The sequence below is a fragment of the Xenorhabdus sp. KK7.4 genome (genome assembly GCF_963876465.1).
GTDB lineage: Bacteria > Pseudomonadota > Gammaproteobacteria > Enterobacterales > Enterobacteriaceae > Xenorhabdus > Xenorhabdus stockiae.
The window spans coordinates 427,876-441,456 of sequence record NZ_CAWNQF010000001.1; the positions used below are offsets into that span (position 1 = coordinate 427,876).

At 46.3% G+C, this 13,581-nt stretch carries 6 protein-coding genes; 1 reads left to right on the top strand and 5 read right to left on the bottom strand.

Features of this window, described 5'->3' with window-relative positions; translation table 11 throughout:
• The first annotated feature begins 8 nt into the window (after positions 1-8).
• Positions 9-1,343: an amino-acid N-acetyltransferase gene (gene argA / locus AACS90_RS01925; protein ID WP_099120132.1), complete on the top strand. Its 1,335-nt coding sequence runs from the start codon at positions 9-11 to the stop codon at positions 1,341-1,343.
• Between the two features lie 8 nt (positions 1,344-1,351).
• On the opposite strand, the gene recD is transcribed toward argA, so the two are convergent.
• Genes recD through AACS90_RS01950 form a run of 5 tightly spaced genes read right to left on the bottom strand, consistent with a single transcriptional unit; the run spans position 1,352 to position 13,578 of the window.
• Complete coding sequence (gene recD, locus AACS90_RS01930) at positions 1,352-3,283, bottom strand: exodeoxyribonuclease V subunit alpha (RefSeq protein ID WP_193757111.1); 1,932 nt, start codon at positions 3,281-3,283, stop codon at positions 1,352-1,354.
• Positions 3,284-3,302: 19 nt separating this feature from the next.
• Positions 3,303-6,917, bottom strand: a complete 3,615-nt coding sequence (gene recB / locus AACS90_RS01935; RefSeq protein ID WP_099120134.1) for an exodeoxyribonuclease V subunit beta — start codon at positions 6,915-6,917, stop codon at positions 3,303-3,305.
• A complete protein-coding gene (ptrA, locus tag AACS90_RS01940) occupies positions 6,914-9,799 on the bottom strand; it encodes a pitrilysin (RefSeq protein WP_099120135.1) in 2,886 nt (961 codons plus the stop codon). The genes recB and ptrA overlap by 4 nt, the downstream gene beginning before the upstream one ends.
• A gap of 25 nt (positions 9,800-9,824) precedes the next feature.
• Complete coding sequence (recC, locus tag AACS90_RS01945; RefSeq protein ID WP_099120136.1) at positions 9,825-13,205, bottom strand: exodeoxyribonuclease V subunit gamma; 3,381 nt, start codon at positions 13,203-13,205, stop codon at positions 9,825-9,827.
• Complete coding sequence (locus AACS90_RS01950) at positions 13,174-13,578, bottom strand: prepilin-type N-terminal cleavage/methylation domain-containing protein (RefSeq protein WP_099120137.1); 405 nt, start codon at positions 13,576-13,578, stop codon at positions 13,174-13,176. The genes recC and AACS90_RS01950 overlap by 32 nt, the downstream gene beginning before the upstream one ends.
• Positions 13,579-13,581: the final 3 nt, after the last annotated feature.

Below are 13,581 nucleotides of genomic sequence, written 5' to 3' on the forward strand. Positions count from 1 at the left end.
GGAGCTTCATGAAAGAAAGTAGTACCGAATTGGTCGAAATCTTCCGGCATTCGGTTCCGTATATCAATGCACATCGCAACAAAACTTTTGTCGTTATGCTGGGTGGTGAAGCTATCGCCCATGAAAACTTCCCGAATATCGTTAATGACATCGGTTTGCTGCATAGTCTCGGCATTCGTCTGGTTGTCGTGTATGGTGCCCGACCGCAAATCGATCAAAATCTCACAGAACATCATTGCCAGCCGGTTTATCACAAGTACACCCGGGTAACCGATGCCCGAACACTGGATTTGGTTAAACAGGCCGCAGGCTTACTACAACTTGATATTACCGCCCGCCTTTCTATGAGCCTCAGTAATACACCACTACAAGGCGCTCATATTAATGTCGTGAGCGGAAATTTTATTATTGCTCAGCCTTTAGGTATTGATGACGGTATCGATTATTACCACAGCGGAAGAATTCGTCGGATTGATGATGAAGCCATAAATCAGCAGTTAGATAATAACTCCATTGTACTGATTGGGCCTGTTGCTGTTTCCGTTACCGGTGAAAGTTTTAATCTGACAACGGAAGAAATTGCTGCACAACTGGCAATTAAACTGAAAGCCGAAAAATTGATAGGGTTCTGTTCATCACAAGGGGTCACTGACACTGAAGGGCATACCTTATCAGAAATGTTCCCCAATGAAGGAGAAACACGGCTGAATAATCTGGAAAACGCCGGTGATTACGCCTCCGGGACAGTACGTTTCCTGCGTGGAGCCATTAAAGCCTGCCGCCGTGGCGTTCGGCGCAGTCATCTGCTCAGTTATCAGGAGAATGGCTCACTCATTCAGGAATTATTCTCCCGCGAAGGCATCGGCACCCAGATTGTCATGGAGCGATCCGAACAGATCCGCCGGGCTAATATCAATGATATTGGTGGCATCCTTGAGCTGATCCGCCCACTGGAGCAAAAGGGAATTCTGGTTCGCCGTTCACGTGAACAGCTGGAAATGGAAATCGATAAATTCACCCTGATAGAACTCGATAATATCACTATCGCCTGTGCAGCACTCTATTCCTATCCTGAAGAGAAAATCGGTGAAATGGCCTGTGTTGCTGTACATCCGGATTATCAGAACTCTGCGCGCGGTGAAGTTTTATTGGGTGCAATCATTAATCAGGCCCGACAGAGCGGGCTGGAAAAATTATTTGTTCTGACCACACAAAGCATTCACTGGTTTCAGGAGAAAGGCTTTGAACCCGCAGAGATTACGATGTTACCGGTGGAAAAACAGGCGCTGTACAATTACCAGCGCCGCTCCAAGATCCTGATGTTAGACCTGAAAATCCATTAAAAAAGAGGTTAGGTTTTAAACCATTCGGCCAGCCCACTCCGCCTTTGAGTGGGTGTCGCTACCGCTTTAACCAGAACTGCTTTATGCGCATAAATAGTCAGTTTTTCACGGGCACGGGTTAACGCTGTATAGACCAGCTCCCGGCTGACAACAGGAGAAAACTGAGTCGGCAGCACTAATGCCGTGTGCTCAAACTCAGAGCCCTGTGATTTATGTACTGTCATTACATATGCTGTCTCATGCAGAGGCAATCGACTCGGTTGGAAAGGCTTTATCTGCCCGTCAGATAACTGAAAATAGGCTTTCAGCTCATCATTCTGATCCTTCAGCATAATGCCAATATCCCCGTTAAACAGCCCCAATGTGCTGTCATTACGTAGGATCATAATCGGCCGACCGACATAGCCCCGGTTTTCTTTTTCTGCGTATTCTTTTTTGATGTAGCTGTGCCGATTACCTGTATATCTCGGTAAAACAACCATCCCTTTACTATGCAATAACTGCTCCACTCTCTGATTCAACCCACTGACACCAAATGGCCCGTCCCTTAATGCACTGAGTAATCTGAAACGGTTAAATTCGGCCAGAATCTCCTTTTCAGACGCCCTTTCTTTTACCAGAGTCAAATATCGTTGATAACCTTCAGCAGTTTCAGTCAGTAATCGCTGATAATCTTCATCATCAGCCAGAGTGTTAAAGTACACATCAGACAAAGGTTGTTTCAGTACCGTGGAAACACGCCTGCTATTCCCCTGATTGACTGCTGAGGCCAGTTGCCCGATACCGGATGCGGAATTAAAACGATAACTTTTACGCAGCAGGCATAAGCTATCACGCACTGCCAGCGCTGCATTTTCCGGTTCAGACTCTGAATATGACGATAACTGGCAGCCGGTTAACCGGGACAACTGTGCTGCACGTGCCGCACTGTAACCCTGTTCAGCAAAGCGACAGATATCCCCTAAAACAGCCCCCGCCTCCACGGATGCCAACTGATCCTTATCACCCAGAAAAATGACTTTTGCTTTTGCTGGCAAGGCTTCAATCAGGCGGGCCATCATCGGTAAATCCACCATAGAAGCTTCATCTATGATTAGAATATCCAGAGAAAGCGGATTACCCCGGTGGTAACGAAGTTTCTGGCTTTCCGGCTGTGCTCCCAATAGACGATGAATGGTTTGCGCCTGATCAGGAATACTCCGTCGCTGTTCATCCGTCCAAGCAAGCTTACTTACAGCTTCGCTGAGCGATTCTGTCAGTCTGGCCGCCGCTTTCCCCGTCGGAGCAGCTAGCTGAATACTTAATTGTTGCCCCTCATTCAATTTAATTAGCGCAGCCAGTAGTTTTGCTACCGTCGTTGTTTTCCCTGTTCCGGGGCCGCCAGAGATAACGGAGATACGGCTGGTCACAGCAACCGCAGCGGCCACTTTCTGCCAGTCAGTAGCCTCTTCGCCAGCCAGATCTTTATCAATAACGCCAAATAACTCATCTAAGATGCTGCGTAACTGTTTTTCATCAATATCGTCCGCCAATGCCACATCAGCAAAAAATGCCGCTACCTGACACTCACTCTGCCACATACGCTGTAAGTAAAGGCGATAATCAGAAAGCCCACGGCGGGAAAGTATGATCGGAGTAGGAGATTGCCCGTCTCCAATGGCAGGGCAGGCCTGCAATGCAGAAATAATCTGTTGCCGGGAAGGTTCGCCTGCCAAAGACCAGAGTGATGCCACCAGTTCAGGGTTGCGCCCTTCAAATAAATGTTCAGGAGTAACGCGCTCTAAGGGCAGACAAACATGACCGGCCCCCGCTTCCGCACTCAAATAGGCGGTAATTAATAACAGCAATGGGTTTTCATCTTCAACCATCGCATAGGCAAACTGCACATCCAATGGGCGCAGTAGTTTCTGGGCCACGGCCTGCTGCAATAATGACATCATTACATTCATATAACTGCACTCATACCTTCTCTTCCTCACCAGCCGCGCTGAAAAGCGCATCCAGTTCATCAACAAACTCAACCGGCGGCAGATAGCGATAAATACCATGCTCCGGATTATTATTATCGATGCCACGCAGAAAAAGGTATATCACTCCACCAAAATGTTGCCGATAATCATAGTTCACCAGCCGGTGACGCAGATAACGATGTAAGGCCAGTGTATAGAGCTGATACTGTAAATCATACCGATGCTCTATCATAGCGGTGGCCATTGCTTCCTGAGTATATGAACCGCTGCTTTCTCCCAGCCAGTTTGATTTATAATCCACCACGTAAAACTTACCCTGCCAGCAAAACACCAAATCAATAAACCCTTTCAACATGCCTTTCACCTGATGAAAAGATAATGGTGTGCACTGTGCTGACAATGGATCATAACGATGGGTCACCGCATCCAGCGCATTAGAATGCAGCAACTGATCAACAGGCAGATAAAACTGCATCTCGTTTTGTTGATGATGGCGCGGAATATCCGCAAGGCGCATACCCTGCTCATTCAATTCTGCCGTCTGAATATCTGTCATCCATTGTTGCAAAACTGGTGCCCAGCTTTCATCAAACCCTGCTGTTGACAGTTTTTCTTCCAGCCAGCGCTGACCCGGCTGGGAACTGAAATCCAGATCTTCCAGAATAGAATGCAAAAAAGTACCCGCTGTTGCTCCACGGGGAAAAGTGTGTGGTGTCATCAGCAATGAAGGTTCAGCCTGTTTTTCACCGCTGACATCAATATCCAGTTTCGGTGCAATGGATTGCACAATCACTTCCACCGATTCACCGAATGCGCTGGTATGGAGCTGGGAAGATGAATGTGCAGACGAGTTTTGTAAGCCGGAGTAACTGGTCACTCTCCAGTCATCCCGGATGAAACGCCGGAATTTTCTGGCAACCAGAGACAGCGTATTTTCCCGTTGTGGATCCCACTGTTCATCGCCGAAATTTTCTGGCTGTGTCACCTGAATATTGTCATCCCGGAGTTCATCTAGGCTACGCAGCAGTAATTCAGCATCGCCTTTTTCCCCTTTCTGCACCAAATAACCAAGCGCAGAAAAGTGCAAATCCGTATCTCCATTTTTTTTCCTATTACCGACAATCAGCGGAGCAACACCGACACTACAGTGATATACCGAGCGCGTCAGGGCCACATAAAGCAAACGTAAATCTTCAGCCAGACGTTCTTCATCCGCTAATTCCAGCTTCTCACTATCCTGAAACATACTGAAATGGGTATCAAAATTCTGACGGTCATGATAAATGGCCTGTTCCTGCTTCCTGAAACTGCAAATAAAAGGCAGCCAGACCAACGGGTACTCCAGCCCCTTTGATTTATGAATAGTGCAGATCTGAACCAGATGCTTATCACTTTCCAAACGCATTTGCTGGCTTTCTGACTGTGGGTCAGGGCGGGAAATCTGTTGTGCCAGCCAGCGAACGACTGCGTGTTCACTATCCAGTTGTAACGATTCTTCCTGCAACAATTCACCGATGTGCATGATATCAGTCAGACGACGCTCACCTTCATAGCCTGCCAGCAGGTTTTCTGCAATCTGGTATTTCCCCATGACAGCCCGCAGCATCGGCAAAACACCACGTGAACGCCACAGACGCGCGTAACCATCGAACTCATCCACCAGCTTATCCCATGTATTTTCATCATGGTTCAGCGCATCGATTTGGCGGGCACTCAGACCGAATAAACTACTGGCTAATGCACTTCTCAGTACACGTTCTTTTTCCGGTGCTAACACCGCCTGTAAAAGCCAGAGCAAATCTTTCGCTTCCGGCGTATCAAACACGCTTTCACGATTGGAAAGAAAGACCGACTGGATTTGTAATTCATTCAATTCATCACGGATCAGGGCTGCTTCACGGCGATTGCGCACCAGTACCGTAATATCCGCCGCAGTAACCGGGCGGCTTTTTTCATTTTGTTGCAAAAAGGCATCACCATTTTGCCCTGCCTGCAACCAGTCTCTGATTTGGGCGGCACACAGTTTTGCCATTCCCTTTTCATATTCACCCTTTGAAACGCCTTCTACAGACTGAAGCCAAAACTGTAAGGCCGTCTGTTCCTGACCATTAAGCAGGAATTTCAGGTTATGGTTTTTTTCTGCCGAATTGACATGAATAAACGGGATCTGGTCAAACAGGAACGGCTTCTCAGTATGAGAAAACAGCGTATTAACGGCCTGTACCATCGGTGCGGAAGAACGCCAGTTAGTTTCCAGCGTGTAATGGGCACTGACCTGAGAACGCGCCCGGATATAAGTGAAAATATCCGCGCCACGAAACGCATAAATAGCTTGTTTAGGGTCACCAATGAACAACAGGCCATTTTCCGACTGATTACGATAGATAGCCTGAAAGATCCGGTATTGTTGCGGGTCGGTATCCTGAAACTCATCAATCATGGCAACGGGATAGCGCTGCCTGATCGTCTCCGCCAGCTGCTCTGCTCCTTCCCGTTTCAGGGCAATGTCTAATCGCGTCAGCAGGTCATCAAACCCCATATACCCACGCATCAGCTTTTCCTGATTAACGGACTGGCGTATTTCAACAATCGCTTTAGAGAGGATAATGTCGCGCAGAGTCAGCGGTTGCTGATATAAATCATCAATAGCAGCAAATACAGAGTGACGGGGAATCTCGCCCTTTTTGGTCTTTTCTTCCAGCCTTGACTGGCAGAATTTATCCAGTTCCTTAGGAAGCTGATAATCTCTGGTTGGTGATTTTGCCCATTCAGAAACGCTATTTAGCCAGTTAGGCAAATACTTCTTACTATAACTGCGTTTATCCACTCCTGAATTATCAATCAGCGCCTGTAAATCCGGTATTGCTTCATTCCACTGCTGTTTTACTCCGTCGATCAGGGAAATTATCTTTTCATGGCGTCTGACTAAGGTTTCATTCTCATCCGGTGCATTAACGATATAAGGCATGTCCCCCTGCAAATGGGCTAAAACATCCATCAGCAGAGCCTCCGGCCCACTCCATTCCTGACTAATCACCGTCGCCATTGAAAGTGATAAGGGGTAACAGTGACGTCGCCAGAAATCTGCACACCCCTGCTTACGCAGAGGATGTTCATCCTGAATCAGTGTCTGCTCAAACAATACACCGGATTCAAACGCGTTGTGCACCAACATTCGCTGGCAAAAACCGTGGATCGTGTAGATTGCCGCTTCGTCCATCTGACGTTCAGCAGCCAGTAACCAAGCGGCGGCACTTTGCCTGTCAGGGATCTCAGCCAGCAATTGCTGATAAACCGGATCACTCACGTCGTTATCCTGCCGAATACATGCCAGCCGTAGCTGGTGAATATTTTCACGGATACGACCACGTAATTCATCTGTTGCAGCTTCGGTAAAAGTTACAACCAGGATCTCTTCAACATTAAGAGGACGGAAAAAGGCAGCATCGCCGCCCAGTCCGAGTAACAGACGCAGGTAGAGTAAACCTATTGTATAGGTCTTTCCTGTTCCTGCTGAAGCCTCAATTAGCCGCTGACCATGCAGCGGCAATGTTAATGGGTTAAGTTTATGAGACGTTATGTTACTGAGTATTTCTGTGCTCACTGAGCATTCACCTTAACCGGTAGTTTTTTCTGGAAGGTGGATACATTCGGATAAGTTTTCCAACCTTTCAACTGCGCATATTGATGAAGTGAGCCTTTCTTCCCGGTAATCTGTGAAATAAGTGCCAGTCCCTGACGTTTCATGACCGCTTTATCGTAAAACTCCATCAATTGTGCTTTAGTCACTTTTTCAAGAGAAGTCAGTAATTTTTCTCTGGTATCAAAACTGAAGTTATTACGACCAAAGTCATGACTGTAACGGGAGGCTTCTCCAGAAAATGTTTGTGGTGGCTGACGCATTTCCGTGAGTAATGACATTTTATACTGCTCAAATTCAGCATCGGGCATCGCCTGTAATTTCTTTTCAGCCTGCTGATAGAAGCTCAGGTATCGCTGGTGCAGATAATCCGGCTGTTTGCTGTTACTCTGCAACAGGAATCCCAGCCCCCACTGCTCTCCAACCCTTGTATTAAAAGCGAAAACTGCATAACCCAGCTGTTCTGTTGTTCTTAATTGATCATAGAACCACGGAGATAAAATGCTACTCAGTAGATTGGAATAGACAGCACCAGTATTGCGATCATATCCCGTTGGAATATAAATCTCAGCCAACGCATTATCGGTGCTGCTGGCAGTACCTTCGAAATTCACCGCATAATTGCGATCCAATTCGATATGCTCACCACTCCACCACTCTGTTCCCTGATTCCCGAGCTGTTTATGTGCAGAGTTAATAATATCAATGCTTTGCTTTTCAGTTAAATTACCAAAGATCATCGCTTGTAAAGCCGCACGTTGGATCATCTTCTGACGGTATTTAATAACATCATCAATGCTGACGCCATCCAGTGATTTCAGAAGTTCAGCCTGTTCGATATAAGGCACACCGGATAAGCGGGAAACAGGCTGCATTGCCATTTCATAAGCTTTGCCTTCATTCGCGATTTCCAGTTGGTTACGATACCAGGACTTAGCTTGTTGCAGTTCAGTCTGAGTTGGCGTAAATGCCATGTACTGGCTAATGGTAGAAGTTAATAATTCAGGTAAATGCTGAGTATAACCATATACTCCTATTTGCAGACCATCCGCATACCCGACTGAAGTTCCCATACCAGCAACTGATGCCTGATAGCCAAGTTGATTAAGTGCAAGATCAGATAGATAAGATAACAGTGAGTAGGTTACCTGTTCTTTAGCACTCTTCATACCATCAGCATTGCGTAGCTCCAGCACGATGTTTGCTTTCGGTTCATCCGCAAAATATTGGCTCGGCATATAAAGCAAACGCACGTTAGGCTGTTCCAGAATCATTCGGGGATGTTTCTGGCTACCTGATGCTTTAATCAGAGTTAAGTTATCAGGAATATAAGGGTTCAGTTCCGGTAAAGAAAATGACATTCCTTTTTCAAGTTTTTGCCATTCCGCGAGCTGTTTTGGGCTGATTTTATTAACCTGATACGGTGCCTGAACAAAATAAGCTTCTTTGTTGTGTGGCTCTTCCGGGCTGGTAAACCAGATGCGGGCATTTTCAGGTGTCAGTTGATCCAATCGTCTGAGAATGGCCTCAGGATTATATTTATCAGCAAGATAGGGGGCATCCAGCACATGGGAAACCGGCACTATCAGCATCATATCGGCTAACGACTCAATATAGTTCATATCCCGTACGATTGATGCGTACTTGAATGACAAATTGAATACCTTAACCATTTCATCAAAATAACTCTGTTGAATACCTTTCTGCTTCAACAAGTTAATGTAAGAAAAGATGGCAGCAATAACCTGATCACGCTGCTGAAGGCCTTTGTCGGTCAATTCGACATAAATACTGAATGAACCCGAATTACCATCAACATTTGGGTTAGCACTGGCGCTGATCCCTTCGGCTAATCCTTGTTTCAGTAACCAATCAGATAAAGTATTTTCACTGCGGTTTTCAATCAGATAGCTAATGTAACCCTCGGTTTTACTACGAAAATTCGCAATTTCATTAGGAATACTGAACTCCAGTTGCAATGATTTGTACGGTTTGGATGGCACATAATGGATAATGATGCCTTTTTCCTTCTCCGTTATCGCCGGGGCTGTAATAGCAGGCACAGAAGCATTCCGATTAGGAATACGGCCAAAAGTCTCTGCGGCAATTTGAGCCAGTTTGTCTATAGGCTGTTTTCCATACAGCACCCCTTTCATTAGGTTGGCTGAATAGTAGCGCTGATAAAAATCCACAAGTGCCGTCTGTAGATTACTGTCTGGTTTATCTTTCAGTGTTTCCAGATTACCACCAGCAAAACGGGCGTTAGGGTGAGCCGGATTAAGCGTTTCTGAACGGATCTGCCAGATTCGATGCCCTTCACCTGCACGGGCAATGGTCATCTCGTTATCAACGGCACTACGCTCACGATCTGCATTGACCGGATCCAGCAAAGGCTCGGCCAGTGCATCAGCCATACGATCTGTCGCCTCTGCTAAAGCCCCATTATCAACTTCCAGATAAAAAGCGGTTCTGTTAGATGAAGTGCTGGCATTACGGCTTCCTCCGTTTTTCTGCAAAAACTCGGCAAAACCGCCCGGCTGAGGGTAGCGTTTAGATCCCATCAGCACCATATGTTCCAGATAATGGGCCAGCCCTAGCTGATTATCCGGGTTCTCCATATGGCCGACAGGAAGTGCTACAGCCGCCAGGGACTTAACCGCTTTTTCATCTGAAACCAGCAGGACTGTCATCCCATTTTGCAGTTGGATAGCGCGATATTCACGTGAGTCACGTTCACTTTTATGAATCGTTTCCGGTAACGTCAGCCAAGACGGTTTGGCATATACGGTGACTTCCCAGAAAAATAAAAAAAGCATCGTCATGATGCGAATAACATGTTTAGGCATTACCTAATATTCTCCCTATTGCCTGTTATGTCTTTTTCAGATGGTGCGCCATAGGTAACAAATAACTCTGTACCTCGTGTTTCATACGAACCCAAAACGATTGATCTACCTGCCTGAATGCCCTTTGAGTATATGCATCGTTAATTTCACCATTTTTTCCTTGTGTTCCCAGCCATTGCAGCATTAATTTACTCTCTGCTTTTTGCTGAGCTTCTTCACTAAAATCGATCTGCTGGTTTTCCCTGTCATAACAGGCCTCAAGCCATGCCCAACCACTCCGGCAAAATAGGGGAAGAGGTTCTGTCATTCCCTGAAAATAACCAGCAACCAGATGATTCAGATAATCTCTGGCCTCGTTAATCGATAATGATGAAAAACGCCATGCACTGTTTTCTCTTCCATATATGCGGCTTTCGCCGTCTCCTCCAGAAAGACAATAGGCAAGGTGTTCAATCCATAATTGGATACCATCATTGGCAGTTAAGTTCGCCGGACGCCAACATAAAATTCCATCCGGTTGAACTTTATTCACTTTTCCGGTCAACGTGACAGTATCCAACTCATAGCATAGCTCAATAACAGAACTCTCCACTCTCTCTTCACGGATCTTATCTGCCAGTAATTGCATCGCTTCCAACTGATTAAGCCAGTAAACTTCCCCAAATGCGCCATGTGGCAGCCCGCCAGAGGCACGCAGGTGATAAAATAACGATTCAGGCTGTTCCTGCTCAATCAGGATATTGAGCAATAGTTGGTTGAATTGATAACGTTGCAGGTGATCCAATACAAAGGGTTCTTCTTCAGGCAGCTCCGTTTCTTCAATAACAAAATGGACTTTAAGTGTTTGCTGGAAGAATGCCCTGACCGGATGGCGATAGAACCGCACCAGCTCATCCAGTGATACCTCTTTTATTTCGCTGGTGTCACAATCTAATGGCTGACCAAAATAAACCGGGGAAACACCCTGCAAACTGGCCGCTGGCAGCCATTCTGCCGCATAACTTTGTTGTTCATGTTCAGGCTGAAAATTTTCTATCGCAAAAGGGACACGGGTATGCTGGAGCAATAAATGGTTTCTGATCCTTTTTGCGCTGTCATCCACATTCAGCATCTCATCTTCCGGCAAGCGGCAACTCTGGCAAATATAATCCAGCAGTTCATTTACCAGTACGGAGGGATTGCACTCTTTATCATCGCGGATTGATTTACCAATATAGCTGACATAAAGACATTCTTCTGCTGAGATCAAGGCTTCCAGAAACAGATAGCGGTCATCATCACGCCGTTTCCGATCACCTCTCTGGCTTTTTTCTGCCATAAGATCGAAACCCAATGGCGGAATAGTTCGCGGATAAACCCCATCATTCATTCCCAGCAGACAAACAACTTTAAAAGGAACAGAACGCATTGGCATCAGGGTACAGAAATTCAGTGATCCCGCCAGAAAACGCTGGCTTATCTTTTCATCATCAAAACGAAGTGCCAGTTCATCACGTAACAATACCAGCGGTATTTTTTGGTCATAATGCGCATACAGGCCATTTTCTACCACTTTCTGCCATTGCTGGGTAATCAGTGCCAACACCAACTCTGTTTCATTATCCGCAATAAAAAAGGTTTCCAGCAATTGCGGACAAATACCGAGCCAGTCCGCCAGAGGCTGTTCTTCACTCAGGATCTTGCGCCAGCGGTTAAGCTCCATCAGAAATTCAGCCAGTTGCCCTGCCAGTTCTGCGGCCAATCCGCTGGATTCATCATAAGGTAAAACATCATTCCACGGCCCGGCATGGCTATCCATCGCATAACCCAATAGCATACGTGTCAGGCCAAAATGCCAGGTATTCTGCCCTGTAGCAGGCAGGGACAGCGCTTCAATATTGTCATCGTCCAGCCCCCAACAGATCCCGGATTCTTTTACCCAACGACGTAATAAACGCAGCCCTTCTTCCTGAATTGAAAATTTACCCGCCAGTGCCGGAACTTCCAATAATGCCAATACCTGCTCGGCGGTAAAACGGCTTTGGGGTAAATCCAGCAGAGTAATGAAAGCCTGTAATACCGGATGTGCCTGACGGGCTTTACGGTCAGAGATAGCAAAAGGAATATAACGTTCACTCGGGGCATTACCGAATACAGCCTGAATATAAGGCGTATAACTGTCGATATCCGCCATCATCACAATAATATCCCGTGGCGTCAGAGAAGGATTTTCATCTAACAGGCGCAGGATATAATCCTGCAAAACCTCGACTTCTCTTTGTGGGCTATGACATGAGTGAAAAGACACGGAGCGATCTTTTCGATCGATCGGACGTTTTTTCAGGCTATTGCTGAATGTGTTTTCTGTGGAGCCAATCTGGGCATGATCTTCAAGGTCCAGAATATCACGCTGAATCTGATGTAAAAGGCAGCCCGGCGCCTGTTCAACAAAGCCATGAATATCAGCATCTGGCTCCAGCTGTGACAGCAGATAAAGATTATCTCGGCCCAGTTTTCCCCATGAGGCCAGTAACGGATTACTCAGTTCCTGTTCACCTTCTTCGTTGAAAAGAGAAGGAGCATTATCCGGATCCCGGAACCGCTCCAGATATTGCTGAGTACGATAATGTTTAGGTTTACGGCTGTTCAGTCTGGCGAGAAATGTATAACTCTGAATATCCCCCCAATAATATTGGCACGGATTGGTAAACATCAGGTGGATATCAATCTGTTGCCCCAGCGCCTTAATTACCTGCATATAAGTGGGTGGCAGGGAGGATATGCCACAGATAAAAACCCGTGAAGGCAGTTTTTCCCGTGGAAAATTACCCTCTTCCAGCGTTGAAATAAACCGGCTATATAAGTTGGCACGATGCCACATAGGCTGCTGCAATTGAAGGGTATATTCGTTCAGTGCAACCCATAGCCGTTTTTGCCACTCCTGACTGGCACTCAGTCCTTCAACAAGTTGCCCTTTTTCCCAGCTTTCCAGCCATTGCGGACGATAAACCAGATACTGGTCAAACAGGTCAGCTACCCTGCCAGCCAATTGGTGAATTTTGCGTTTATCGTTATCCTGATCAAGATAATGCCTGAGCGCTATAAATTCCGGTTCTGTTAACAAATCAGGCAGAAGTGTCATCAGTTTCCATTTCATAGCATCTTTGCTGAATGCACTTTCTTTAGGAACGTCAGGTAATACCACGGTGAACATCTGCCAGATAAACGTTGCCGGCAGTGGAAACTCGATATTTGCCGCAATCCCCAGTCTTTCAGCCAGCTGAATTTGTAGCCACTGCGACATACCGGGGCTTTGAACCAGAATCACTTCTTTGTCAAATGGGTTGGCGAGAGGGTTTTCCCCAATAAATCTCGTCATCAACTCCTTCAGAAGATCAAGTTGATTTGAATGATAAACTGTAAACATCAATACTCCCACCTGCACAAAACCAGCGTTCTAATTTACCTGAAGGATTATAGCCTTTTGTCACCTTCACCGTTATCCGGTAGCACCCCGATAATTCAAATTCCTGCTGAAACTCAGTTTCCCACCCTTGTTGTGGGGCTGTTTTATCCCGCTGAGGTTTACCTTCTGATGGTTCATATCGTTCCAATTGTTCATGTGCCAGCTTTACTGCCTGAAGTTGCAGCCAATACTGCTGGAAATTTGATGACAGCGCCTGATGGTAACGCATCAAACCTAACAGGGAGATAGCGAACACCACCGATGCCACCATAACCTCCGGCAAACTTATGCCACTCTGTCGGTTATTTCTCGGGTTTATCGGGACTATTTTCATAAA